This is a genomic window from Sporolactobacillus vineae DSM 21990 = SL153 (assembly GCF_000377985.1).
GTDB classification, from domain to species: domain Bacteria; phylum Bacillota; class Bacilli; order Bacillales; family Sporolactobacillaceae; genus Sporolactobacillus; species Sporolactobacillus vineae.
Genome location: NZ_KB899046.1, coordinates 190681 through 216839 on the forward strand (window position 1 = coordinate 190681; position 26159 = coordinate 216839).

General features: G+C 49.3%; 22 protein-coding genes and 1 riboswitch. Of the genes, 9 read left to right on the forward strand and 13 right to left on the reverse strand.

Features of this window, described 5'->3' with window-relative positions:
- The first annotated feature begins 123 nt into the window (after positions 1-123).
- Positions 124-1350: a peptidase T gene (pepT, locus tag D889_RS0108540; protein WP_010630748.1), complete on the forward strand. Its 1227-nt coding sequence runs from the start codon at positions 124-126 to the stop codon at positions 1348-1350.
- Between the two features lie 84 nt (positions 1351-1434).
- On the opposite strand, the gene D889_RS0108545 is transcribed toward pepT, so the two are convergent.
- A complete protein-coding gene (locus tag D889_RS0108545; RefSeq protein ID WP_010630749.1) occupies positions 1435-2832 on the reverse strand; it encodes an MFS transporter in 1398 nt (465 codons plus the stop codon).
- A gap of 260 nt (positions 2833-3092) precedes the next feature.
- On the opposite strand from D889_RS0108545, the gene D889_RS0108550 reads away from it, so the two are divergent.
- From D889_RS0108550 to D889_RS0108565, 4 genes are all read left to right on the forward strand, one after another.
- Positions 3093-4265 carry an MGDG synthase family glycosyltransferase gene (locus D889_RS0108550; protein WP_010630750.1) on the forward strand — a complete coding sequence of 391 codons (1173 nt, stop codon included), beginning with the start codon at positions 3093-3095 and terminating at the stop codon, positions 4263-4265.
- Positions 4266-4549: 284 nt separating this feature from the next.
- On the forward strand, positions 4550-5269 hold the full coding sequence (locus D889_RS0108555) for a DUF2271 domain-containing protein (RefSeq protein ID WP_010630751.1): 720 nt from the start codon (positions 4550-4552) through the stop codon (positions 5267-5269).
- Positions 5269-6204, forward strand: coding sequence for an FAD:protein FMN transferase (locus tag D889_RS0108560; RefSeq protein WP_018962283.1), 936 nt, complete (start codon positions 5269-5271; stop codon positions 6202-6204). The genes D889_RS0108555 and D889_RS0108560 overlap by 1 nt, the downstream gene beginning before the upstream one ends.
- A 23-nt stretch (positions 6205-6227) precedes the next feature.
- Positions 6228-6887, forward strand: coding sequence for a ferric reductase-like transmembrane domain-containing protein (locus tag D889_RS0108565; protein WP_010630753.1), 660 nt, complete (start codon positions 6228-6230; stop codon positions 6885-6887).
- Positions 6888-6974: 87 nt separating this feature from the next.
- On the opposite strand, the gene rlmN is transcribed toward D889_RS0108565, so the two are convergent.
- The 12 genes from rlmN to D889_RS0108625 all read right to left on the reverse strand — a co-directional run bounded on the left by rlmN (position 6975) and on the right by D889_RS0108625 (position 20679).
- Entirely contained in the window at positions 6975-8048 is a 1074-nt protein-coding gene (gene rlmN / locus D889_RS0108570; RefSeq protein ID WP_010630754.1) for a dual-specificity RNA methyltransferase RlmN, read from the reverse strand.
- A 40-nt stretch (positions 8049-8088) separates the two neighbouring features.
- Positions 8089-9144 carry an AI-2E family transporter gene (locus D889_RS0108575; protein WP_010630755.1) on the reverse strand — a complete coding sequence of 352 codons (1056 nt, stop codon included), beginning with the start codon at positions 9142-9144 and terminating at the stop codon, positions 8089-8091.
- A 182-nt stretch (positions 9145-9326) separates the two neighbouring features.
- Positions 9327-11684: a hypothetical protein gene (locus D889_RS0108580; RefSeq protein ID WP_010630756.1), complete on the reverse strand. Its 2358-nt coding sequence runs from the start codon at positions 11682-11684 to the stop codon at positions 9327-9329.
- A 266-nt stretch (positions 11685-11950) separates the two neighbouring features.
- Positions 11951-13294, reverse strand: a complete 1344-nt coding sequence (locus D889_RS0108585; protein ID WP_010630757.1) for a C1 family peptidase — start codon at positions 13292-13294, stop codon at positions 11951-11953.
- A 129-nt stretch (positions 13295-13423) separates the two neighbouring features.
- The gene (locus D889_RS0108590; RefSeq protein WP_010630758.1) at positions 13424-14428 is read right to left on the reverse strand and encodes a 5-oxoprolinase subunit C family protein; all 1005 of its coding nucleotides are present in this window, start codon (positions 14426-14428) and stop codon (positions 13424-13426) included.
- Positions 14419-15138 (reverse strand): 5-oxoprolinase subunit PxpB, encoded by a 720-nt coding sequence (gene pxpB / locus D889_RS0108595; RefSeq protein WP_010630759.1) that lies wholly within the window; start codon positions 15136-15138, stop codon positions 14419-14421. Before pxpB ends, D889_RS0108590 begins: the two co-directional genes overlap by 10 nt.
- Before the next feature lie 70 nt (positions 15139-15208).
- The gene (locus D889_RS0108600; protein ID WP_010630760.1) at positions 15209-16012 is read right to left on the reverse strand and encodes a putative hydro-lyase; all 804 of its coding nucleotides are present in this window, start codon (positions 16010-16012) and stop codon (positions 15209-15211) included.
- A 47-nt stretch (positions 16013-16059) separates the two neighbouring features.
- The gene (locus tag D889_RS0108605) at positions 16060-16821 is read right to left on the reverse strand and encodes a LamB/YcsF family protein (protein WP_010630761.1); all 762 of its coding nucleotides are present in this window, start codon (positions 16819-16821) and stop codon (positions 16060-16062) included.
- Between the two features lie 40 nt (positions 16822-16861).
- Complete coding sequence (locus D889_RS0108610) at positions 16862-18073, reverse strand: NRAMP family divalent metal transporter (RefSeq protein ID WP_010630762.1); 1212 nt, start codon at positions 18071-18073, stop codon at positions 16862-16864.
- Positions 18074-18421: 348 nt separating this feature from the next.
- Positions 18422-19165: an amino acid ABC transporter ATP-binding protein gene (locus tag D889_RS0108615; protein WP_026038993.1), complete on the reverse strand. Its 744-nt coding sequence runs from the start codon at positions 19163-19165 to the stop codon at positions 18422-18424.
- An 18-nt stretch (positions 19166-19183) separates the two neighbouring features.
- A complete protein-coding gene (locus D889_RS0108620; RefSeq protein ID WP_010630764.1) occupies positions 19184-19879 on the reverse strand; it encodes an amino acid ABC transporter permease in 696 nt (231 codons plus the stop codon).
- Between the two features lie 2 nt (positions 19880-19881).
- Entirely contained in the window at positions 19882-20679 is a 798-nt protein-coding gene (locus tag D889_RS0108625) for a transporter substrate-binding domain-containing protein (RefSeq protein WP_010630765.1), read from the reverse strand.
- 383 nt (positions 20680-21062) lie between these two features.
- Between D889_RS0108625 and rpiA the strand changes: the two genes are divergently transcribed.
- The 4 genes from rpiA (at position 21063) to D889_RS0108645 (ending at position 26062) form a co-directional block, all read left to right on the forward strand.
- Positions 21063-21731, forward strand: coding sequence for a ribose 5-phosphate isomerase A (rpiA, locus tag D889_RS0108630; RefSeq protein ID WP_026038994.1), 669 nt, complete (start codon positions 21063-21065; stop codon positions 21729-21731).
- 11 nt (positions 21732-21742) lie between these two features.
- Positions 21743-22711 carry a Gfo/Idh/MocA family protein gene (locus tag D889_RS0108635; RefSeq protein ID WP_010630767.1) on the forward strand — a complete coding sequence of 323 codons (969 nt, stop codon included), beginning with the start codon at positions 21743-21745 and terminating at the stop codon, positions 22709-22711.
- Between the two features lie 158 nt (positions 22712-22869).
- A complete protein-coding gene (locus D889_RS0108640) occupies positions 22870-24366 on the forward strand; it encodes an aldehyde dehydrogenase family protein (RefSeq protein WP_010630768.1) in 1497 nt (498 codons plus the stop codon).
- A 151-nt stretch (positions 24367-24517) separates the two neighbouring features.
- Positions 24518-24624, forward strand: a riboswitch (SAM riboswitch).
- 130 nt (positions 24625-24754) lie between these two features.
- The gene (locus tag D889_RS0108645; protein ID WP_010630769.1) at positions 24755-26062 is read left to right on the forward strand and encodes an O-acetylhomoserine aminocarboxypropyltransferase/cysteine synthase family protein; all 1308 of its coding nucleotides are present in this window, start codon (positions 24755-24757) and stop codon (positions 26060-26062) included.
- The last annotated feature ends 97 nt before the right edge of the window (positions 26063-26159 follow it).

The window sequence follows — 26159 nt, forward strand, 5'->3', positions numbered from 1 at the left end:
GTAAGATAATGAGAGTCAGGAACCGCCCGGTGACATCCTGTGCCGGAGACGGATGTCGCCGGCCGGCACCTTTTGTCCGTCGATGACTACTTTTTGTACAGAATGGAAAGGGAGCTGAATCTGTTGAAGGAAGACATTATCAAACGATTTACTTCATATGTAAAAGTCAATACACAGTCCAATGAAGACAATCCTGCCTGCCCGTCGACGCCGGGTCAGCTGACGCTCGGGAAACAGCTTGTCGGTGAACTGAAGGCGATCGGCATGTCCGACGTTACCGTTGATGCAAACGGCTACGTGATGGCAACACTGACGGCCAACACCGACAAAGACGTCCCGGTCATCGGTTTTATGTCGCACCTCGACACGGCAACGGATTTTACCGGCGAGGGCGTCAATCCGCAGTTTGTTGAGAACTATGATGGAAAAGATATTGTCCTGAACAAAGCGAAAAATATCGTACTCAGCCCGGCAACTTTTCCGGAATTGAAGCACTATGTCGGCCACATGCTGATCACAACGGACGGAACGACGCTGCTCGGCGCCGACGACAAATCCGGTATTTCCGAAATCATGACCGCGATGGACTACCTGCTCCGCCATCCGGAGATCAAACACGGAAAAGTCCGCATCGCATTCACACCGGATGAAGAAATCGGCCGCGGCCCGCATAAATTCGACGTTGCCGCATTCGGCGCGAAACTCGCTTATACGGTGGACGGCGGTGCGCTCGGCGGTTTGGAATATGAAAACTTCAATGCAGCCGAAGCCAGGGTCATCTTCCACGGCAGCAACGTGCATCCCGGATCTGCCAAAGGCAAGATGCTGAACTCAATCAAAATGGCCGTTGATTTTCAGAACCAGATTCCGGCTGATAAAACGCCGGAACGGACTGAGGGCTATGAAGGGTTCTATCATCTTCTGACCTTTACCGGCGACGTTGAACAGACGAAGCTCATTTACATCATCCGCGATTTCGACAAGGCTGAATTTGCGGCAAAGAAAGCCTTTATCCGGGAACTGGCGGATAAGCTGCAGAAGAAGTATGGCGAAAAAGCCATCGAACTGAAGCTGGAAGATCAGTACTATAACATGAAGGAAAAGGTGGAAGAGCATAAAGAGGTCGTTGACGTGGCCTACAAGGCGCTGAAAAATCTCGGGATCGAGCCGCAGGTACTGCCGATCCGCGGCGGTACCGACGGCGCTCAGATTTCTTACATGGGCCTGCCGACACCGAATCTGTTCACCGGCGGCGAAAATTTTCACGGGAAATATGAGTATATCTCGGTCGACAATATGGTTAAGGCAACCCAAACTATTGTCGAGATCACCCGGTTGTTCGCTGAATAATTTTTACGGATCAAAGAGGAGCCCCCGGCTCGCCGCACCCGTGCGGCTGAACCGGGGACTTTTTTTCACAGACAGGGTGAAGGTTCAGCTGATTCTGCCGCGCCGGTTCAGCGTCTGCTTCACCGACCGGATGTCATCGTCATTAAACTTTTCCATGTAGTGATAGCATAGTGCCGAGGGAATCAGCGGCAGCTGCAGCAGACACATGGTCAGAATATAGTCGGCCGGTGAATGGAGATTCAGCGATACAATTGCGAGAATTGCACCGATTCCGAGATTACCGACCGTCTTCCCGAGGCTGTTGGCCAGATTGGCAATACTGAACACCGTGCCGCGGTGTTCAGGAAGATTGACATCGGTGATCAGCGCCAGCCAGTTCGGCGTATTGGCCGACTGTGCGGCAGAAGCGAGCAGGGAAATAATCAGTAAAGTCAGCATCCATGGATTGACAAACAGCTGCCTGACCAGAGCGAAGAACAGCATGACCGAATTTGTGGTCTCCGGAAGTGATAATTTATGGATTGGAAAAATAAATAATAGAATATACAACGGCATGGTCAGAAAAACGAAAATTGCGGTCATCCTCGCCCGTGCTTTATAACTCTTCCGCTGCAGCACGTCGCCCAGGTAGCCGAAATAAGAGGTGAACAGCCCGCCGATCTGAAAAATGCCGAACAGAAATGCGGCAACGATCATCGCCGTCTGCTGCCCGTAACCGATCTCCCTGATTTTGGCAATGTATAGCGTCGGAAGCCAGATCAGGCTTCCGGTTGCGATATTCATGAAGAATCCCTGCAGAGAGAGCAGCAGATTGCTCCTTTTGCTCAGCATGGCGAATACCTGATTGAGACTGATCCGGTACGTATAACTTTGCCCCCGCTGTATCAGTTTCTGCAATTCCGGTTCGGCATTGCCGAACTTCGGTTCTTCAACAAAGAAATAAAAAACGGCCAGAATCATACCGACCACACCAAGCACTTCAAACGGCAGGCGCCAGTTGGACAACGTGGAGATGATCGATGCAATCAGCGCACCGACAATACCGCCAAAGCCCTGGGACATGCCCCAGAGACTGAGAATCATCCCCCTGGAACGATAGGGCACATAATCCGTCAGTGCACTGAACCCGATCGATGCGACACAACCCAGACCGACACCGGTAATGATCTGTGAAATCAGAAGGATCAGGTAATTGCTGCTTACCGCTGTCAGGAAGACGCCGACAACCCAGATGCTCGTCCCGACGATGATCAGCCGCTTTCGATGAAACTTTCCCGACAGATAGCCCCAGAGCAGTGAAGAAAAAGACGTTGCCAGTATGTTGATGGCTGAAACAACGCCCATTGCCGAGACACCGACACCCATATCATGGGCGATATTCTGGAACAGCGGGGGAAATAATCCGATGACAATATTGTCAAATGCTGCAAGACTGACGTAAACCGTGATGGCATAGATCTTTTTTACTCTTGAGAATGACATGAAGAAAGTGTCTCCTTAAGAACCTAATGGCAAGGTTCACCAATCAGTTATTCGTCGTTCCGGAAACGGGACTGTCGGCCTGCCGGAGCCGGCCGGAAGCCACAAAATCATCGGCTGAACACTGCCAGACTGACAATCCCACTTCTTAGAAAATAATAAAATAAATTGTTTCTTGTCTCAGTTTATCATACAATGTAACTTAGACAGAAGAGACTGACTGATTCTGATAACAGTCCAATGTTGCAGAAAGGATATCTTCGATGATTAAAAACATTCTCATCATTTCGTCTAACTACACCGGCCATGGACACAAAAGCATCACTGAGGCACTCAGTGAGAAATTCGACATCGTACCGGATGTCAAGATCCATGTCGTCGATGGCTTTTCCCTTGGCGGAAGCACACTGCTGAAAGTCGGCAAGATGTACGGACCGATCACCAGGAACTCCGAACATCTGTGGAAGATCATCTGGGATTACACATCTGTAAAAGAAAACTTCGTCAATCATCTGATCGAATTGAAAATACGTACACGTTTTCTGGCACTGCTTGATCAAGTAAAACCGGATCTTATTCTGACCGTTCACCCGAACTTCAACGGCTCGGTGCTGAATATCCTGGAAAAGAATCATATTCATATCCCGTTCGTCACCCTGATCGCCGACCTGATCAGCATTACGCCGTTTTGGGCGGATCCGCGTGCGGACTACATCATCAGTCCGACAGAGGAGGCCAAAGAGAAATGCATTCAGTTCGGCGTTCCTGCGGACAAAATCAGGGTTCTCGGCTTTCCCGTACGTTCAAGGTTCTATAATCAGTCGCCGAAAGAAGAAGAACCTTATCGTCCCGGTAAACCGCTGAACTGCCTGATCATGAGCGGCGGTGAAGGTGTCGGCAACATGGGCAAAATGGCTAAAACACTGATTAACAATTTTGGCTTCAACATTACCATTGTAGCCGGAAGAAATGAGAAACTGCAGGCACATCTTCAGAAAACCCTGGGCAAGAAATACGGCGACAAAGTCAAAATTTATGGATTCACCCAAAACATTCAGGATTTGATCGCCAATTCGGATATTGCTTTTGTCCGAAGCAGCCCGAATGTCATGATGGAAGCCGTGTCCTGCAATACACCGATCGTGATCACAGGTGCGCTTCCCGGCCAGGAAGCGGGAAACCCGCGTTTTGCGGAGAAATATCATCTGGCGATTACCTGCGATTCCATGAACGATCTGGTCCCGACCATCAACGGATTGCTGGATAACAATGTCGCAATGCTGAAAGAAATCAAGAAGTCACAGCAGCAATACAGGGATCCTCAGATTCCCGAGAATATTGTACGATTCATCCTCAATATTCCGGATGAGAATCTGCAGCCCGCCGGTGTCGTGCATAATGTGCCGCATCTGAATAAAATTAATTATGAATCCTGACAGGCATTTATGGCGTTTGTCGGGAAGCCGCTTCCGGAAATCCGGGGGCGGCTTTTTTAGTTAAACGGACCCTGCGCCTTTACATTTTCGCCATCGGTCTCTGATTTCAGACTTGACGGGAAAAAGATGATAATTGGTGATCCTGTGAACTTGCGGCATTCTTTTTGAAATTTGTTTTCTTTGTATCGTACAATGAGTTAAAAGCTATTTCTTATCTGAATGCTCATATTTTTGCTTGCCTGTATGGTTCCGTTCACAGACATTTTCACAGGGGGAGAACGCTCATGAAAAAGATTCTGATTCCCGTATTCGGAACACTGGGTGCCGGTGTCATCCTCATCTCCGGAATGTCGCAATTTTCAAGCCTGGAAAATCCTTTTGCCTCATCCCGGCAACTGCCAGGGCATTCCATTGCCGGTTCTCAGGCCGCAGCAGCCGGGTCCGGAAAGACGCCAGTTCCTCAGGTAAAAACACTAGGCCTTGTTGCCATTCACTATCATCTTTATCATCTGAATCAACTGGCAAGCAATCAGATTGCCATCTGGATCGAGGACGAAGCGGGACACTATGTCACGACGCTGCGTGCCTCCAGTTTCACCGCAGGCGGCGGTTACCGGATGCGTCCTGAAGCGCTCCCTGACTGGCGTAAAACAGCCGACTGGTCGCACGCTTCGACAAAACAGGTCGGCAAGGTAAGAATGGCTGAGCAGCCTGCCGGTGAACACGTGGTTTACTGGGATGGAACAGATTCCGGCGGCAAAGCGGTAAAGTCCGGCACATACTTTTATAAAATTGAAGGAAATATTTACTGGGAAAACCGCGTCATTTTTACAGGAAAAATCACGCTCGGTAAAAAACAGGAAAATTCCACTGCCCGGGCACATTACATACCGTCGGATGCTGCGTCAAAGGGCAAACTGCTCGCCGATGTTCACGCCGCCTTCGATCCCGGTAAACTGATCACTTCTGTGAATCAGGAAGCTGTAACCACTCAGGGGTCATGATGCGGGTTGTTTATCATGGCCGGGCGATGGATACCGACCTGCTGACGTATGGATTGACTGCGCCCCAGGCCGGATATGTGTTTGAATGGTTTGCTTCCGTTGAGGCCCGATTCTCCCGGTTCGACCCTGAAAGCGAACTGAGTCGTATCAATCGCTGTGCAGGCAGGACTGTTTCCGTCTCCCGGCTGTTTGCCGAACTGTTCTTTGAGGCGATCCGCTATTACAGCGAAACCGGCGGCCTGTTCCATCCCTTTCTCGGTGCCGTGATGAACAGGCTCGGTTATGACCGGACGATCGAACAAGTGCGAAAGCGGAAAACTTTTTCACCCCGGCCGAGAGCGCCTGATTTATCAGGCGCTGAGCCTGTCCATTTTGATCTGGAACGACGGATCCTCCGGGTACCGGAGGGGCTGATGATCGACTTTGGGGGTATTGCCAAGGGATGGAGTGTTGCGCGGGCGGCTGAGGAAATGATGACGTGCACGACTTCAGGGCTGATCAGTGCCGGCGGCGACCTCATGTCCTGGGGTGAACAACCGACGACGATTGGCATCGCACATCCTTATTCAGACGACCGGACAATCGGAACGCTGACCGCTTCCGGGAGGACCGCTGCGGCCACAAGCAGTGCGGTCAAACGGCGCTGGGTCAGCGGAGATGCACTCGTCCATCACATCATTGACCCGCGCACCGGACGCGCAGCTGAATCGGACTGTATCCAGGCCACCGTCATCGGCCATTCTCCGCTTCTCTGCGACATTTATGCCAAGTGTCTGGTGATACAGGGCAGCGCCGCAGGACCGGAATGGATCCGGTCCCGGCAGCCGGATCTCGCCTGGATCATGGTTGATCATGACGGGAAGCTCCTCTCTTCAGAAAACCTTGGCAGCTGCTGCCGGAACATCGACATGCCGGAACACATTGACTTCCATTGATTTTGTGAAAGGACGCGGCACCTATGAATAAAAAGTATCCTGTTTTTCAAAGAACCGCCGGACTGGCCATCCTTCTGCTTATCGGCCTGATCACGGATCTGGGGCAGCGAAACGGTCTGGCTCCTGACCCGGTGCAAAGCTCAACGATGATTCGTGTCCTCGGTATTCTTGCTTTCCTGCTTCTATTTCTTGGCATCTGCGTCGGCATTGTCCTCGGGATGCCGGTCTGGAGAGGAAAGAAAGCTTCCAGAGACCGGTGGATCAGCGTTCATTTCTATCTGAATAGCGGCTGTATTTTCCTGGCAGCTCTGCATCCGATGCTGCTGATCGCCGATACACTACCGTTCACCTGGCTGCAGATTCTTGTACCTTTTACAGCACCCCATGAACCCTTTCTTTACGGATTGGGGACTCTGACTTTCTATGGATTTCTGTTCCTGCTCATCACTGCTGATGTGAGGAGACTTATGCCGGCAAAAGTCTGGCATTCTATTCATCTTCTGAGCTACCTGCTGTTTCTCGCCGCACTGACCCATGGCATTCTCGGTGGTTCGGACGCACGGAATCCGCTGATTTTCATGATGTACGTGAGTACCTTTCTGATTGTCCTCATCCTGATGATCATTCAGGTTGGAATGATCGGCTCGCTAAGAAAGAAGGCCCGGAAACAGCCCATCAGCTGAACCTTGTAATAAAACACCCCGAATGAGAAGTGATCGTCTGTCTTCTTTCATCCGGGGTGTTCATATGTATACGCTGATCGATCAGGGTCAGGATCTGCGCACACGTTCTTTTTTGATCTGTTTGCTTCTGAGCTGTCCGCAGGCGGCATCAATATCTGTACCGAATTCTTTGCGTACCACGGCATTAATCCCCCTGCGTTTCAGCGTCTCGTAGAAAACACCGACCGTATTTTTCTCACTGCGCTGATACTCCGAGTGCTCGGCAACCGGATTATAAGGAATCAGATTGACGTACGCCAGGTGCCGCTTGTTTTCCAGCAGTTTTGCCAGCTGAATCGCTTCTTCCTTATGATCATTGACGTCCTTCAGCATGATATACTCAAACGTGATCCGTCGGTTCGTCTTCTGAAGATAATAGTCCACGGCATCCATCAGTTTCTCAATCGGATAGGCCCGGTTGATCTTCATGATCCGGCTGCGCAGTTCATTATTCGGCGCATGGAGCGAGACAGCCAGATTCACCTGCCAGTCGATGTCGGCAAATTCATAAATCTTCGGGACGATACCGCTTGTCGACACGGTGATGTGCCGGGCTCCGATCGCCAGGCCCGTCTGGTCATTGATAATCCGGAGAAAATCCATCACATTTTCATAGTTGTCGAACGGCTCGCCGATGCCCATGACAACCACATGGCCGACCCGTTCCTCTTTATTTCGGCCGTCCAGATTCTTTTGAATAGCCAGCAGCTGTTCCACCATTTCACCGCTTGTCAGGTCGCGGTTCTTTCTCAGCAGCCCGCTGGCACAGAAACTGCAGCCGATATTGCAGCCGACTTGAGATGTCACACACACCGACAGGCCGTATTCATGTGGCATCAGCACGGTTTCAATTAAGTTGCCGTCGGTCAGGCGAAACAGAAATTTGGTGGTTCCGTCTTTTGCTTTCTGGGCAATCTCAAGTTCCAGTGAACGCATTGTAAAATTTGCCTTCAGCAGCTGAATATTTTTCTTTGACAGGTTCGACATCTCTTCAAAACTGCCGGCCCGTTTGACATACAGCCAGTCCCAGATCTGGGCGGCACGGAACTTCTTCTCTCCGCGCCGGATCAGCCAGGACGTCAACTGGTCTTTCGTCAATCCATAGATGGATTGCTTTTCCATAATTCTACCTCTTTCATTTCATCATTCACTGAGTCGACGCTCAGTGGTGGCTTTGCTCATCTTTGTTTCCGTACACACGGATTTTCTTTTTGTTCGGCCGCTTATAGGTCACATTCAGAACATCAATCAGGAAAACAAAGATCGGGATACCGACAATCAGACCCCAGATCCCCCAGAAGTGTTCGGAAAAAATCAATACGACAAACGTATAGAATACCGGAAGTTCTGTTTTCGCAGACATCAGTTTCGGATTGAGCACGTAAGCTTCGACGCAGTGAACAGCCAGAATGGTCAGCACCATATAGATGACATCCTGAATCCCGCCGATTGTGTATCCGATGATGCATAGCGGAATCAGGGAAATAATCACTCCGGCAACAGGAATCAGACTGAGCACAAACACCATCAGGATCAGACTGAACAGTTGCGGGAAGTGCAGCACAGCCAGAATCACCGATGTGATCACCGTATTGACAATGGCAATCATGAACTGTGCTTCCAGAACTTTACCGAATGTATCGACAAAACGTGAGCCAAAGAAGGCCACTTCATCATACAGAAAGCCGATCTTGCTGCTCTTGAACCCCTTAGTGAACTCAATCAGACGCGCCTTCTCCAGGGAGAAAAAGAGACTGAGCAGCAAAGCGAGAAACAGATCAATCGTAAACGTACCGAAAGAAGAAAATGAATCAATCACAAACTTCACACCGGATCCCAGATAAGACCCGACATTGTTTTTCTTCATCTGATCAATGATCGCCGTCATGATGTAAGAGCCGTGGAAATCTTTAAATTCCCTGATAATCGACTTGTACAGCTGAACGGTCTGATCGGCAACGATCGGCAGATAAATCGTCACGGCCAGATAGATGCCCAATGCGATCAGGCAGTAAACAACGATCACAACTAGTCTTCGCGGAATCTTCAGATGACGGTGCAAAAATGTTTCCAGCCTGTCAATCAGAAATGAAAAGATGAACGTCAGCAGAAACAGGTTAATCATGCTCCTGAGCAGGATAACGCTGATAATCAGCAGGGCAAAGATCAGCACCCGTCTGGTCGTCTGACGCTTCATAAAATTAATCAGTACATCCATCGTTGCCGTTCCCCAATCTCTGTCTGGTCGCAGTAGATTTCAACCCTTCTGCAAAGCGATGCTTCATTTATTGTAGAGGGTTTGCAGAATTTATGCAAAAAATAATGTGAACCCTTTAAAAAAAGCCCCAGTAATCAAATGATTACCAGAACCAATAAAAACGTAATGTCCTATTCATCTTTTCATTTCAGCGGCAGTACTCCGGAATAAATTTCATGATTTCCGAATCCGATAACCGTCTTGTCGCCATTTATTGTAAGACCTTCAGCTTCAGCCGGTGAACTTCCGGATGGTATCGAAAAATGATAGGCTTTCCGGATCACTGCCTGATTGTCTGAACTATTCTCCAGTGTATGTTCGTCAATAACCGTGATGTAATTGTTAGCCAGAAAATACAGGTTGCCGCGATCATACTGCATACCCTGAACGACACCCATCTTCGTCATCCATGTCCGATACTTCTCCTTGCCGTTGCTGTCCAGATAAATAAACACATCTTTGTTCGATTCTGCTTCGGACAACAGAATAAATTCAGGATCGCCGTTACCGTCATCCTTGATGGCCAGCATCGACATATAACCGACGTTTTGTCCTGACTTATCTACTGGATTGATGGTCTCTGTGACTTTTAAGCTATCAGGATCAATCACATTGATTGTAGCTTTTGTTCCCTCACTATCTACCTCATAGAGTTTGCCGCCATAGTAACTTATGGCAGTGGCATGGCCAAGTTTAAGAGGATCTGAAAACTTTACTGTATCTTTATTAAATTCATGATCATACCTGACAATTTTCCCAATGCCGCCGCCCAGGTCATACCCGATATAATAGGAGTTATTATCCGGATCATAGGCCAGACCTTGCTGATTTCCGTAGCTTCCCGCTTGACGGGAAGCATTGAAATAGCCGGTTCCGTCCGCCAGATCCTTAAGATCCGCATCGTTTACCCAGCCGGTAAAAGAATCTCTGCCTGCCTGCTCGTACCAGTTATTATACTTGAGAAGATCTCTCCCGTTTTTCTGATCGATCACCTCAAGCATTCTATTTTTAAAATATCCAAGCGATCCAAGACTATTCCCATTCGGATCATATATTACTCCGGAAAGGTTGGATGGCGTTTTAAATCCGATCGGTCTGACGCCGTCAACGTCCAGAGCCGATCCGTCGATCCAGCCGATATTGTCCGCATAGTATAGGGTGTTCCCTTCAACAGTCTCTACCTTTGAAATAGTCACCTGATGACTGACATACCCATCAGTGTACTTTAAAAACTGAGCTGTAACCGGCGTCGACCCTGTGCTGACCGCATCCGGAGTGATACTGAAAATGGACTTCCCACTATGGGTGATTGTTGCATTTGACTTGAAATCAAAGTATGAATAACCATTTGCCAGCGGAGAACTGTCCAGATCGCTGTCTTTTACCCAGCCGATATAGGTGCCGACCGGTTTCCTTAACCGCGACCATGGCTGGCCTCCTTCCATTGCGGCCCTGTCCACTTTCAGTCTCATGCCGGCAAAGAGACCCAGCTTTTCCGAATTTCCGACAGCATCTTTGATTGTCTGGCCATCCGGAGAATCGTAAACATAGCCATTACCATTTCTGACCTCGCGAATGGCAATCGCCGGATTTTCAAAATTCACTTCCTTATTTGACAAGTTTGCCGCATAGACATATCCGCTGTGACCGCCATAACTTACCCAGAACATACGATTATACTGCGGGCTGGTTGTCTGCAGCTGCACGCCCTTAGGCACGGTCAGGCTGTATGAGGTTCTCGCCCTGTCTGCGGCGGTGTGAATATAGCCATTGTACAGTCTTGAAGCCATCTTCGTATATTTCGTAATTACCGTTTTGGTGTCCGACAGATTGGCAGCGTAGACGTAACATCCCCGCCCCTTATAATAGACCCAGTACAACCTGTTGGACTGCGGACTCGTCGTAGTCAGCTTTGTATTCACCGGAATCAGTCCGGAATATCTGGAAGTTCTGCTGTAATTTCTGTATTCTTTAGAATAGGTTTTAACGTACTTTACGATCGGTGTTTTCGCTGTTGACAGATTGGATGCGTAAACATAGCCTCTCATCCCTCTATAGTTCACATAATACATTTTTGAATAAAGATTGCTTGCTGTGGAGACTGTGTTATTGATCTTGATCGTCCACTTGCGGACCTTATCGGCAGAAGAACTTGTATACAGGTAAGAAGTCTTATGAATGTACCGGTAAACGGTTGTATGGCGTGTCGAAAGATTGGAGCGGTACACATATCCTGAGATTTTCCCGCTTGCCGCATTATAGTACACCTTATACATTCTGCTTGATGTCTTACTGTATGTAGTCACCCGGGCATTAACCGGCAAATACCGGATCTTTGTCTTCGAACGCCCTGAATTGGTATAGAGAATCGATGTACGATGCACATAATAAGTACGAGATCCTTTTGCCTCTGCTGAAAAAAATGAAACACTGCTTACAACGAGTAAAATAGCGAGAAAAACTGAAACAATTTTAATGAATGAATGTAACCTTTCCCTCAACTCTCTAATTACTCCTTTCTTTCTATCAGGCTATAACTCCGCACCATTTTGAAGAGGCAAAATATAGTGGAATCAAAAGAAGCCATCAGCACGGTCCGCTATTGCAAATCATTCGCATCATTTCTCTATGGGTAAAATCAGTATAACGCGAATTCCAGTAACCGAACAAGAGTTTTCCGACTTAAGTACTAATTTATTGTCTTTGCCCCTAAAAAAAAGCCGTTCCACTGAGGGTAACGGCTTTTTATGATCCATTTTTTTGATGATCAGTGCATCATTGCCAGAGCGCCCATCGGATCCCAGGGCTTCAGTTCGGTCGGTTTCTGTTCATACGCGGCTTTCAGTGCGTCGGGCAGGTATTTCTTATTAACGACCACCTGATAGGTGAACTCATCCATCCACTTGTCGCTCATCACGAAGTAGCCTTTATAACCACGGTCTTCGCCCCAGCTGTTCTCGACTTTCCAGCGATTCGGCTTGCCGTCGACGAGATTGACACCGGTCAGAACCATCGCATGAGTCAGGCAGCTCTCATGGAAATCGAGGCGTTCTGCCTTTGTCAGGCCGAATTTGGTGCTGAACGCTGTGTCATAATCAAAGACATCTTTGTCCATCACGCCGATCTTCGGTTCCGTGTAGAGCACGACATCGCAGCCGAACCACACGGTTTCCTGATCTTTCAGCTGGCTGATCGCCAGACGTTTCAGCGTCTCGATATCAACATTCAGATATTTAATCTTCCGTCCACCGACAACGGTGCCCAGGTACTGAACCGTATAGGTTTTATTGAATGGTTTGTCCTTCGTCGGGGCATTGATGATGCTGACGTAATCATCCAGATTCACATCGACATATTTTTTAAAGAATTCCTGAGGCGTAATCCCGGTTTCCCTGTGGAATTCTTTCTTTTCGTGATCACGGTATTCGAAGTCAAACTTTTTCGGCGGTTCGCCCAGAGCAAATACGAGAATCCGATAGATATCCTCCAGCATTTCTTCTTTGGCAGCTTCAAGTTCGTCCCTGGATTTCCCCTTCTCATGCAGCGCCCGCAGATTCCCGGCGTCTTCACGCAGTTTTGCGTTCAGCAGGCGGTTAAGTTCCACGGTGCGATTGCTCTGGTACGTCTCCGGCATGACCTGTTTGGGCACGATCCCGTATTTTTCAATGATCGACACCAGCATATCCCACTGGCCGCCGTCCTGCTGCGGGGTAGTCATCAGCCAGGATACCAGACGTCCTTCGAGGGGCTCGTCTGCCGTCTTAATGATACTCTCAAGGAAATAATTGGACTTCTCAAATTTATCCCAGAACAAGGTGTAGTTCTGAGAAAGCTCAAAGTCTTTCAGATCAAATGCTTTATTCAATTTGTGGCGGAACGTGTTCAGTGCAGAAAACATCCAGCACCGGCCGCTCATTTTCTGGTTGGTTACCTTGCCTGTTTCAATTTCTTCTGAAAATACCGGATTCATTACAACAACCGCGTCGTTGTTCAATGTTGCTGCATTGATCCCGTTCTTCATGACCGCATCTTTTATAATCTTGTTTTTCGGCTTTGTTTGTATCTTATCTGAATATTTTGCAACTAGTGAATCTGTAATCTCTTTAGCCACTTCCGGTTCCTCCTCATAAATCATTCGACAAAAATATTATATGCCTAATCAGATATTGAGGCAAAGACACAATCCTTCATCATTATGTAGGTTAATTTGCTTGATGCACACTTTTTCCCGTACTCCGCCCTAGATGACTGCATCCGTCAGACTTTTCAACTTCCGGGTAACCGATTTGCGGAGCCTGAGCAGCTGTTTCTCCTGCTGAATCAGCAAATTCTCAGCCTTGTCAACGCTGATCAGACTGAAACGAATCCGGCTGTCAGGGGGCAGCTGGGCAAGAATCGGCAGATCAACCGTTGCAACCTGAGCAATCCGCGGATAACCGCCGGTCGACTGGTGGTCGGTCATCAGAATAATCGGATGGCCGCTGCGCGGAACCTGAATGGATCCATTCGTCACCGCTTCGGAGTAAAGTTCGAATGGCTCACCAAGTGACACTTCAGGTCCGTCCAGTCTGTAGCCCATTCGATCCGCCGAGGTGGTAATCGTATAGACGGCACTTTGAAATAGTCTACGGCTTGATTCCGTGAACTTATTCCAGAGTTCATCAGGAATCACCCGGATACGCTTTACGCCCCTGTAGGAACGGCGAAGAGAGAAAAACCATGAAACTGCGCTATTTGTATTTGCCAGACCATTCATTAATTTAGCCGAGGTTCCTGAGCGCCGACCGACAGGAAGCCGGTCGTGGTCTTTAAGCAAGCGGCCCTTAAAGCCGCCCTGTCCCGCCCGTTCATAGGTCGACCGGCTGCCCAACCATTCCGGCGTCGCGATACCTCCGGCAACAGCGAGATAACCGCGGCTTCCGGAAATCATGCCCCCAACAGAAAGGATCTCGCCTTCATGGGCGACATATGGTCTTCCGCAAATGATCGCTTTCCCATCCAGTTCAGGGCGACAATCGGCCCCGGACAAGGCAAACACTGTGTCCTCCTCAAACAGCACACTCGGGCCGAGAAAAGAGTACTCGATCATTGCCGATCCGTCCGGATTTCCGACCAGCCAGTTCGCCAGTTTTGCTGCCGGCGGGTCCATCACACCACCGACAATGATGCCGTACTTCTGATAGCCGTGCCGCCCCAGGTCCTGAACTGCGGAAGCAAAGCCCGCCCGAATCAGTGTCAATGCCATGGTGCTCTCTCCCTTATTTCCTGATACTCTTCTTCTGAAACAGGGTCGAATTGAACCAGATCACCAGCCGAAAGCAGGGTTGGAGGATCACTTTTCGGCCTGAACAGCGGGACCGGCGTCCGTCCGATAATCTGCCAGCCTCCCGGGGAATCGAGCGGGTAGGCACCCGTCTGTTTCCCGGCGATGCCGACGGAACCGGCTGCGATTTTCAGCCGTGGTTCTGCACGCCTCGGTGTTTCCAGTGCTTCAGAAAGCCCTCCGAGAAAAGGGAAACCCGGTGCAAACCCAAGCATATAGACTAGATAATGCGGTGCGGAATGTCTGGCAATCACCTCATCCACCGACAGATGATGGAATTCTGCCACCTCTTTCAGGTCAGGCCCGTACGAGCCGCCGTAACAGACGGGAATACGGACAGTCTGTTTTTCGGCCGCGGCTTCTTCCTCATCGTTGATCTGGTTCTGCACTGAAAAAAGGTACGACCTGACCTGTTCCTGAGCCGCCACACCGACCTCACCATGTCTGATCACGGTCAGCGGATCATAATAAACAACAAGATTAGTATAGGCAGGCACATCTTCAATATAGCCCGGAAAAGGATATTGCGCCAATACCTGCATGAACCGGCCAATCTTCAGCTGTACGGCCGGATCGATCCGGTCTCCGAAAATCAGCCGGACAGCACGGTCGCCAAAAGGTACAATCTGCATAGTTTACGCTCCCGGGATGGTTATTTTTTCATCGGTGACACAGTCATCACCGGCTATTTCATCGATTGGATCAGAGAATACTGAAATCCGTATTCTTCTTATCGGTAATAAACATATAACCCGGTGCATGTGTGATCGCTATTTCCGGCCGGGAGGCCATCACTGCAGCCTGGGGAGTTACACCGCAGGCCCAGAAGACAGGAATCTCACCCGGCTTAATGGTTACCGCATCACCGAAGTCCGGATGAGACAAATCGTGGATTCCGATCTTTTCCGGATTCCCGAAGTGTACCGGTGCACCGTGAACGGAGGGAAACCGGCTGGTTACCTGGACTGCCCGGATCGCCTGTTTCTCCGTCATCGGACGCATGCTGACTACAAGCGGCCCTTGAAAAGAACCGGCCGATTGACACGAAATATTGGTCCGGAACATTGGCACGTTGCACTGTTCTTCAATCTGGCGCACGGGTATGCTATTTTGCAGCAGTGCCTCTTCAAAGCTGAAGCTGCATCCGATCAGGAACGTAACAAAATCGTTTCTCCAGTAAGCGCAGATATCCGTCGGTTCATCTGTCAGCTTTCCCCTGATATACACACGATACTTCGGAACATCGGTTCGTATATCCGCATGGTTCGCAATGGATGTGACTGCAGGACTCCCCGTATCCAGCACCTCAAGGAGGGGACAGGGACGCGGATTACGCTGGCAAAAAAGCAGAAAATCAAAAGCGTCATCTTTTGGAAGGATCACCAGATTCGCCTGCGTGTAACCCCTGGCAAAACCACTGGTCGGCCGGACAAGCTTTCCTTCACGTATCAGCTGGCGAATTTCGTCAGGATTTTTCGCCGCTGCCTCTGTTTCAGGCTGTATCACGTATTTTATCCCCCTTTATTCTGTCACGTTTCCATGAACCCATTGATTCATTTATGCCAGGCTGCGATAACGATCCCTTTTTTTTGCAATTCATTCCGGATGGTAGCGGCGAATGCGATTGCTACCGCTCCGTCACCGTGTACACAAATTGTTTGTGCCCGGACCGATACAGACTTACCGTTCGTCGCGGTCACCGTGCCGTTCTGAAGCATCTGAAGCACCTGTTCCAATGCCTGAGCGGTATCCGTAATCAGTGCATTGGGTTTTGACCTCGGGGTGAGTGTACCGTCCGCCTGATAGGTTCGGTCGGCAAAAGCCTCGTAAATAACATGCAGTCCGGCCTTTTCTCCTTCCTCCGTCAAATGAGAGCCATCCATTCCAAATAGCAGCAGATCAGGATCGGTGTCGGCTACTGCATGAGCTACAGCCTCCGCGATCTTCTTGTCCTCGGAGGCCATGTGGTACAATGCACCGTGCGGTTTGACATGATTCACAGCTGTATGCTGCGTGCGGGCTACCGCCTGAAGTGCTCCGATCTGATAGACAACCATATCATAGACTTCCGTAGGTGTTACTTTCATTTCCCGTCTTCCGAATCCTTCAAGATCGGGCAATCCGGGATGAGCTCCGACGGCCACTCCATCCTCTTTGGCTACGGCAACCGTCCGGTGCATAACCGAAAAGTCACCTGCATGGAATCCGCAGGCGACATTTGCTGATGAAATGAGCGGCAGAATTTTCGGATCATTGCCCATCACAAAGTGTCCGAAACTTTCCCCAAGATCACAATTTAAATCAATCTGTGTCATCTGTAACCCTTCCCCTTTAAAATTCCACGGCACAACACTTTCAGACCATTGAACCGACGACCTTGATCACCGTCTGTACTCCGGCGTATGCCATAAAGGCGACAATAATCCAGCCGGAAAGAGTCAGCCACAGCGGATGTTTGTATCCTTCACCCATGATCTTTTTCTTCGTCACGGCAAGCAGCAGGATCGCCAGGGCAATCGGGAGAATCAGTCCGTTGATCGCTCCGACCACAACAAGCACTTTAGCCGGACTGCCGATGAAATAAAAAATAGTTGTTGAAAACAAAATAAAGAAAATGATTAGATACGGACGAATTTTCAAAAACGTGTGGTGATCCCCGTCAGCCTTAGAATAGTCCAGAAACGATACCGATGTAAAGGTAGATCCCAGAGTGGATGTCATCCCGGCGGCAAACAGAATCAAGCCAAAAAACTTGTAGCCGAAGTCGCCGGCTGCATCCTGAAAAATACTTGCGGCCGGGTTCAGAGGATTCAGTTTAAAGCCCTCAGCAATCACCGCCAGCGCCGCAAGGAATAGTAAAACCCGAATGATTGAGGCAACCCCGATGCCGGTCAGCGCTCCGCCATTGATATAGGGTATGCTTTTTCTCCCTTTCAGCCCGCCTTCAAGAAGCCGATGGCCGCCGGCGAACGAAATATAGCCGCCAACGGTACCGCCGACAATGGTGACAATCGAGTAAAAGTCGATATGAGAAGGGACGAAGGTATGTATCGCCGCCTGACCCAGAGGCGGAGAGCTGACCGCAACAATAAAGATAATCAGCAGTACTTTGACCGCGGCCAGCACCTGCACGGTTCGGTCCATCACAGTCAGTGCGTTGCGAACGAGGAAAATAATCAGTGCAATAGTGCCGCCGATCAATGCACCGTTCTCGGGTGAAATACCAAACAGCACATTAAATCCCAGACCGACACCGCCAATATTTCCGATATTAAATGTCAGTCCGCCGACAACAATCAACACAGTCAGCAGGTAACCAAGACCAGGCACCAGCTCATTAGCAATCGTCTGGGCCTTCTTGCCGGAGACACAGATGATCCGCCAGATATTCAGCTGCACACCGATGTCGACAAGAATGCAGATCAAGATGGCAAATCCGAAGTCTGCACCAAGCTGAGATGTAAATGCGGCAGTCTGGGTAAGAAATCCCGGACCTACTGCAGACATCGCCATCAGAAAGGCGGCGCCCATGGCAACATTCAATGCCGTATTCTTCTTCTTTCCCACTGATTCATCCCCCTGATCTTTTTCCTATTAGGCTCTGTTAAACTGATCTGCTGCTTCTCGATTTTGGGCACTCGTCTGCCATTAACGATCCGTCTGTCTCCGCTACGAAGCAGGGCGGATTGCTGAAACCGCCGGAGCCTTGCCTCCTCCGCTCCAATCGATAGGGTAACCCGAATCAGCAATATTTTTCGCCAGACCTAATATAAAAAAATTATACAATATTACAAATTATTAATAAATCACCTCATACTTTTTCTTGTCCGTTTACCGCAACAAAAAAAGCCATGATTGGACATCCCGGACTCCTGATTCGGGTTGCCTGATCATGGCTTTAATACTGATCTGTGATTACACTTTATTCATAATTCTGCTCAGAAACTGTCTGGTCCGTTCATGCTTCGGATGGCCGAACAATTCATCCGGTGTTCCCTGCTCAAGAATCGTTCCCTGATCCAGAAACAGGACCTTGTCCGCCACCTCTTCGGCAAACTTCAGTTCATGAGTGACGACCACCATTGTCCAGCCTTCCAGGGCCAAATCTTTCATAACCTTCAACACATCACCGACCAGTTCCGGATCCAAAGCGGATGTCGGTTCATCAAACAGCAGCAGTCTGGGCTTCAGAGCCACTGCCCTGGCAATCCCTACCCGCTGCTGCTGACCGCCGGACAATTGGTGCGGATAACTGTCAAGAAAATCCGACAGGCCGACTCTCTCAAGAATCTTTCTGGCGTTGTCGACAGCCTTTTCCTTCGCTGTCTTCTGAACCATTACCGGGCCTTCGATCACATTTTCGAGCACCGTTTTATGCGGAAAGAGATTATAATTCTGGAAGACCATGGCCGATTTCCGGCGAATGGCGCGAATTGTTTTTTTCGAAACGGGTTTACTGAAGTCCACCTCGTCGCCATCAATCTGAAGTACGCCTTGTTCCGGCCGCTCCAACAGATTAAGGCTTCTGAGTGTCGTGGTCTTCCCGGATCCGGACGGTCCGATCAGAACGAGAACCTTTCCTTCATCAAGCGTAAAATCGATTCCGTTAAGAATCCGGCGCCCGCCAAACGATTTCTGCAGGTTTTTCACATTGAGCAGCATGAATCTGCTCCTCCTTTATTCATTCGATGCCACATAGCGATCCAGTCTGGCTTCGATACGTCCCTGTATAATAGAAAGAATAAAACAGAATATCCAGTAGATCAGTGCCGCTTCGGAGTAAAGAAGCAGAAAATCGTAACTGGTTGCAGTGATTTCCTGGGCCCTGCGGAACAGCTCCGTCACCGTGATCGTCGATGCCAGAGAGGTATCTTTAACCAGGCTGATGAATGAGTTCGACAAAGGCGGTATCGAAACACGGGCCGCCTGCGGCAGAATGATCCGGCGCAAGGTCTGGCCGTAGCCCATGCCGATGGTATAACCGGCTTCCCACTGGCCTTTCGGTACGGAAAGTATCGACGCCCGGATTGTTTCTGCGGCATAACCGCCCACGTTCATTGACAGGGCGACCACGGCACCGATCAGCGGACTGACATCAATCCCCAGATCGGGAAGCCCGAAAAAGATAATCGCCAGCTGCACCAAAAGCGGCGTCCCGCGAATAATTGAAATATAGACACGGGCGATCCACCGCAGCACGGTTACATGTGACAGACGCAGCAGTGCCATCCCCATCGCAATGATCAGTCCGAACACAAAGGAGATCATGGCCAGAGGAATTGTATAGATCAGGCCGCCCTGCAAAATCGGCCAGAATGAATGTGCGGCAAGCGGCCAGTCTACCGTAATCTGGCCGGCAACAAAGAGTGACATGTTTACTTACTGATATCCTTTCCGAAATACTTCTCCGAGATTTTAGTTAACGTCCCGTCGGCTTTCATGGCTTTCAGCTCTTTTGTGAACGTTTTATCCAGTCCGCTCTTTTTCAGAACCGGGAAGGCAATATCGGCGGCATTGGACGGCACAACTGCCGCGATTTTAAGATTGTTGTCCTTCGTCGTATTAAAGTAGTTCAGAACAGCTCCCTGATCGTTGACCAATGCATCCGCTCTGCCCTGGCTGACCAGTTTCAACGCCTTGGACACATCGTCCTGACCGACAATCACGGCGCCGGCTTTCTTCGTCATTTCACCGTAATTGCTGGAAAGCCCCTGGGCGACCTTGACGCCCTTCAGATCGCTGAGCTTTTTGATCCTGTTATTATTTTTTCTGGTGACAATCACTGATTGCGATGTAGAATATACCCTTGAGAAATCATAAGCCTTCTGACGATCCGGAGTGACACCGATATCGTTGGCAATCGTATCGAAACGTTTGGCATTAAGCCCGGCAAACAAAGAATCAAAAACGGCTTCCTTGAACTGCACTTTGACGCCCATCCGTTTGCCGACTTCACGAATAACATCTACATCAAAGCCCACCAGCTTATTGGTCTTGCTGTCATGATAGGTGTACGGCGCATAGGTTCCTTCCGTACCGACTGTCAGTACGCCTTTCTTCTGAATCTGAGCAGTCAGGCTCTGCGGTTTCGATGAACTGCCACTTTGCGTTGCACAGGCTGTCAGCGCGGCTGCAAGAATGACCGTTAACAACCCGAAAATGAGTTTCTTCATAAATATCTCTGTTCCTCCTGTTGCGCTATGCCCCTGAACGGGAATCATTCAGCCATAACGCCTGATTGTCCTTATTCCTACTAAATTGATGCTATTATATGGGTAAGTTTATCACGCTTCCGGGGACACGACAACAACGTATTGCGTATTGATTTATCCTCCGCTGCCGCATGAACATTGCCCTGGATGTCCGTCGATGTCAGCGGAACTCACAGACATCCGTTCTTTAGTGTATCACAATTGATCCGGAATCATTTCAGTTTGCCACCTGTTGAGCCGATTGATTGACACCAGTCAATTTTCACTCGTATAATGAAAAAATTGGAAACGGTTGCTCATTAGAACTTTTCACTACCTGAAGGGGGGGTGTCTTTACGGTTAATATAAAAAAAGAATGTGCCCGGGAAGCTTTGAAACTCATCCCGCGCCACACAATCATCGGATTAGGCGGCGGCAGTACAATTAGCTACCTGATCGATTTCATCAGAGAAGCGCCTGATCTGGACGTTCAGATTGTGACGCCTTCCGTACGGACGAAGTGGCTCTGCCGCGAGAAGGGACTCCGCGTCCTTCCTGCAGAAACTGTCGATCATCTGGCAATCGCCTTCGACGGCTGTGACCAGGTCGACGAAGCACTCCATGCGCTAAAAAGCGGAGGCGGTATCCACACAAAAGAGAAGCTTGTGGCTTCAATGGCTGATAACTATGTACTCCTTGTTGACGACACCAAATTTGTTCCGAGACTGACTTTCCAGCTCCCTGTAGTCCTGGAAGTTCTGGACGACGCGCTCGCCTACGTAAAGAAAAAAGTGAGCGAGCTGGGCGGCGAACCGGTGATGCGGACAAGCTCAGCCAAGGATGGTTTTACGGTCAGTGACTACGGTCATCCGTTGATGGACGTTACTTTTCATACTGTAACGGATATCGATACGCTTAATCAGGAGTTGAACGCCATCAACGGTGTGATCGGCACGTCGCTGTTCGCCGGCGTCGTGACTAAAGCACTTGTCGCCGGGGAAAATGGTTTTCAATGGATCACGAGAAAACAGTGAGGCGGTAATTTTTGAAAAAATTAAACTGGGCTATTCTTGGTCCCGGTAGAATTGCTTCTGAATTTGCAGATGCCGTTCATGCAGCCGGAAAAACGATTTATGCCGTCGGTTCACGGCGTCTGGAGCATGCGAACGACTTTGCGGGGAAGCATCATATTGAAAAGGCTTATGGAAATTATGACGAGATGCTCCGTGATCCGGCGATCGACATCGTTTACCTGTCGACGCCGCATTCCAACCACTACGAATACCTGATGAAGTGCCTGGAGAACGGGAAAAATGTTATCTGCGAAAAGGCCATCACCGTCAGCACGGAACAATTGCGGCCGGTGATTCAGCTGGCCAAAGAGAAACATCTGTTTGTTGTTGAAGCCATGACGATTTTCCACATGCCGCTTTATCAGAAGCTGCAGGAAATCGTTGCTTCCGGGAAAATCGGGAAGCTGAAAATGGTTAATGTAACTTTCGGCAGCCTGAAGCCCTATGATCCAAAGAGCCGGTTTTTCAATATGGATCTGGCTGGGGGTGCGCTGCTGGATATCGGCACTTATGCCCTGAGTTTTGCCCGTTTTTTTCTGTCCAGCCAGCCGAATCAAATCGTGACGACGGTCAAAAAGTTTGAAACTGGTGCCGACGAATCCTCCGGCATTGTCCTGAAAAATCCGGATGATCAGATGGGTGTCATCACATTAACGATGCGGGCAAAATTACCCAAAAGGGGTATCGTCACCGGGGATAAAGCCTTTATCACAGTGGACAATTTTCCAAGAGCTGAAAATGCGACACTCACCTATCCCGACGGGAGCACAGAGGAAATCAGTGCCGGTGACACGGACAGGGCAATGGCCTATGAATATGTTTATATGAATCAAGTGGTTGCCGGGGCGCGTCAGGAAAATACTTTACCACTGACATCCGATGTCGTCGACATCATGACCCGCGTGCGTCACCAATGGGGCATTAACTATCCATTTGAGTGACAGTATTCGCCTTTTTTCCACTGATTGATTATAGGGATCAAATAAAAATTCCTCCAATAGAGAGCGTTTTCATTTTCTTTTTTAGCCTTGTGCATTACAATGTAAGCGTAGATCAAATTGTTACAAAAATATCACAATTTTTGAAAGGGAGATCTGTTATGAGCATTGATAGCACCGTCCTGGGTAACGCAGTGGACACAGAATACAAGCTGTACATCGGCGGAAAATGGATTGATGGTTCAGAAGGAAAAAAGATTACGAGCTACAATCCAAGCAACGGCGAAAAGCTGGCAGAATTTGTCGATGCCAGCCATGCCGATGTCGATGCCGCCGTTAAAGCGGCCACCGAAGCCTTTGAATCATGGAAAGATGTCAGCGTTCAGGAAAAGAGCACATTGCTGCTGAAGATCGCTGATTTGATTGATGAAAATGCCGATCACCTCGCTCTGGTCGAAACACTGGATAACGGCAAACCTTTGAGAGAAACCAAGGGCGTCGACGTTCCGGCAAGCTCCGATCACTTCCGTTATTTCGCCGGTGTCATCCGTTCCGAAGAAGGTACGGCCAAGGCACTTGACGAAAATACGCTGACGATCAACCTGAAAGAACCGATCGGCGTCGTCGGACAGATTGTTCCCTGGAACTTCCCATTACTGATGGCTGCCTGGAAGATTGCTCCGGCCATCGCCGCAGGCAACACCGTGGTCATCCATCCGTCATCGTCGACTTCACTGAGCTTGCTTGAACTGGCAAAATTGCTGGATCAGGTTCTTCCGGCCGGTGTTGTCAACGTGGTTACCGGCCGCGGTTCGGATTCCGGCGACTATATGCTGCATCATGACGGCTTCGCTAAATTAGCTTTTACAGGATCCACTCAGGTAGGCTACGAAGTCGCTGAAGCAGCTGCCAAACGGCTGATTCCTGCCACTCTTGAACTCGGCGGCAAGTCGGCGAACATCTTCTTCGACGACGCACCTTGGGACAGAGCAATTGAAGGAGCTCAGCTCGGCATCCTGTTCAACCAGGGCCAGGTCTGCTGCGCCGGATCCCGTCTCTTTGTACAGGAAGGAATCTATGATAAGTTTGTTGCTGCTCTGAAGTCCGCATTTGAAAACGTCAAGGTCGGCCTCCCATGGGAAGACGGCGTTCAGATGGGTGCTCAGGTCAATGACCGTCAGCTGAAGAAGATTCTTGACTATGTCAGAATCGGTGAAGACGAAGGAGCCAAGCTGGTAACCGGCGGTAAGAAACTATCTGCCAATGGCCTGGAAAAAGGCGAATTCCTGGCACCGACGATTCTTGCCGACGCGAATAATGATATGCGGATCGCACAGGAAGAAATCTTCGGACCGGTCGCTACGGTCATCAAGTTCAAAGATGCGGATGATGCGATCAAGCTCGCCAACCAATCTGATTATGGCCTTGGCGGCGCCGTCTGGACCAGCAATCTGAATACTGCGCTCAAGGTATCCCGCGGCGTCCGGACCGGCCGTATGTGGGTTAACACTTATAACCAGCTGCCTGCCGGCGCTCCGTTCGGCGGATACAAAAAGTCCGGTATCGGCCGTGAGACCTATAAGAGCATTCTCGACGCCTATACCCAGACAAAGAACATTTACATCAGCACAAAAGATACGGTCGACGGTTTGTATTAATCATGCCGTTCCGCAAAAAAGAAGAACCCATTTGTGGTTCTTCTTTTTCTATATGCAGAGCGTTAAAAATAATATTAAATCTAGCAAATTACTTGTATTTATGTGTTGACAAACACGCTCGACCGGGAGTAAACTGTACACAATTAAATAAATCTTATCAAGAGCGGCGGAGGGACTGGCCCTGTGAAGCCCGACAACCAGCATAGTTTTTTTATGTATGGTGTTAATTCCAGCAGATTAATTTCTGGCAGATAAGAAAAGAATCGGCGAAAAAGCTGCTTCCCTATCTGACGGGAGGCAGCTTTTTCATTGGCAGCTCTTTCCAATCTGTAATCTTTCCAGCTAAGATTTTATTTAATTACAAATCATGATCAAGGGAGAGATCGAAATGGCTGAAGAAAGAAAATTTGGGTTTGAGACGTTGCAGGTACATGCCGGACAGGAGGAACCGGATTCGGCAACCGGTGCACGTGCCGTACCGATTTATCAGACAAGTTCTTTCGTATTTAAAGACGCTGACCAGGCGGCAGACTTTTTCCAGCTGAAGAAACCCGGTAATGTCTATGCACGAATTATGAACCCTACCGAAGACGTTTTTGAAAAACGTATCGCTGCGCTGGAAGGCGGGGTTGCCGGACTGGCCACCGCGTCGGGACTTGCAGCTATCTTTTACGCCATTTTGAACGTTGCCAGCGAAGGAGACAACATTGTATCTGCAAGCACATTGTACGGTGGTACATATGAGCTGTTCTCCGTCACACTGAAAAAACTCGGCATTGGTGTTAAATTTGTTGACCCGGACGATCCGGAAAACTTCCGCTCGGCCATTGATGACAGAACGAAAGCGATCTATGGCGAAACCATCGGCAATCCGAAAATTAACGTTCTGGATCTCGAAGCTGTTGCCAGGATTGCTCATGAAAATAAAATACCGTTCATTATCGACAATACCTTCGGAACACCTTATCTGATCCGTCCGATCGAATACGGCGCAGATGTTGTTGTCCATTCAGCAACGAAATTCATCGGCGGCCATGGGACAGCGATCGGCGGTGTTATCGTCGACGGCGGTAAGTTCGACTGGCGTGCCAGCGGTAAATTCCCTGACTTCACCGAACCTGATAAGAGCTACGGCGGTCTTGTTTATGCTGATCTGGCACCGGCTTCCTTCGCAGCCAAAGCCAGAGTACAGCTGCTGCGTAACACCGGTGCAACGATCAGTCCGCAAAACGCTTTCTATTTCCTGCTGGGTCTTGAATCCTTGTCGGTTCGTGTTGAACGTCATGTTCAGAACGCACAGAAAGTGGCAGAATTCCTCAGTGAACATCCGAAAGTAACCTGGGTTAATTATCCCGGTCTCAAAGGAAATAAATATTACGACCTGGCGAAGAAATACCTGCCGAAGGGCCCCGGATCGATCTTCACATTCGGTGTCAAGGGTGGTTATGAAGCCGGAAAGACACTGATCAACAATGTTAAATTGTTCTCTCTCCTCGCCAATGTTGCCGATGCAAAGTCGCTGATTATTCATCCGGCCAGCACGACACATGCCGAACTGACACCTGAAGAACAGGCTGTCGCCGGCGTTACACCGGATCTGATCCGTGTTTCAATCGGTATTGAAGATGTTGATGATATCATCTGGGATCTGGATCAGGCACTTGCCAAGATTCCGGAACACGTTTCGGCAAAATAAGTTTTACAAAGAGAATATATGGGGGATCAAACCACTGAAACAGCCTGGCGGCATTATGTCGCCAGGCTGTTTTTTTAATCTTCGCGATTGCCTATCG

Bases quoted from the DNA above. Each gene is read 5' to 3' on its own strand.
- D889_RS0108545 (WP_010630749.1), bottom strand. From the start codon at position 2,832: ATGTCATTCTCAAGAGTAAAAAAGATCTATGCCATCACGGTTTACGTC.
- D889_RS0108550 (WP_010630750.1), top strand. From the start codon at position 3,093: ATGATTAAAAACATTCTCATCATTTCGTCTAACTACACCGGCCATGGA.
- D889_RS0108555 (WP_010630751.1), top strand. From the start codon at position 4,550: ATGAAAAAGATTCTGATTCCCGTATTCGGAACACTGGGTGCCGGTGTC.
- D889_RS0108560 (WP_018962283.1), top strand. From the start codon at position 5,269: ATGCGGGTTGTTTATCATGGCCGGGCGATGGATACCGACCTGCTGACG.
- D889_RS0108565 (WP_010630753.1), top strand. From the start codon at position 6,228: ATGAATAAAAAGTATCCTGTTTTTCAAAGAACCGCCGGACTGGCCATC.
- rlmN (WP_010630754.1), bottom strand. From the start codon at position 8,048: ATGGAAAAGCAATCCATCTATGGATTGACGAAAGACCAGTTGACGTCC.
- D889_RS0108575 (WP_010630755.1), bottom strand. From the start codon at position 9,144: ATGGATGTACTGATTAATTTTATGAAGCGTCAGACGACCAGACGGGTG.
- D889_RS0108590 (WP_010630758.1), bottom strand. From the start codon at position 14,428: ATGGCATTGACACTGATTCGGGCGGGCTTTGCTTCCGCAGTTCAGGAC.
- pxpB (WP_010630759.1), bottom strand. From the start codon at position 15,138: ATGCAGATTGTACCTTTTGGCGACCGTGCTGTCCGGCTGATTTTCGGA.
- D889_RS0108605 (WP_010630761.1), bottom strand. From the start codon at position 16,821: ATGACACAGATTGATTTAAATTGTGATCTTGGGGAAAGTTTCGGACAC.
- D889_RS0108620 (WP_010630764.1), bottom strand. From the start codon at position 19,879: ATGTCACTCTTTGTTGCCGGCCAGATTACGGTAGACTGGCCGCTTGCC.
- D889_RS0108625 (WP_010630765.1), bottom strand. From the start codon at position 20,679: ATGAAGAAACTCATTTTCGGGTTGTTAACGGTCATTCTTGCAGCCGCG.
- D889_RS0108640 (WP_010630768.1), top strand. From the start codon at position 22,870: ATGAGCATTGATAGCACCGTCCTGGGTAACGCAGTGGACACAGAATAC.
- D889_RS0108645 (WP_010630769.1), top strand. From the start codon at position 24,755: ATGGCTGAAGAAAGAAAATTTGGGTTTGAGACGTTGCAGGTACATGCC.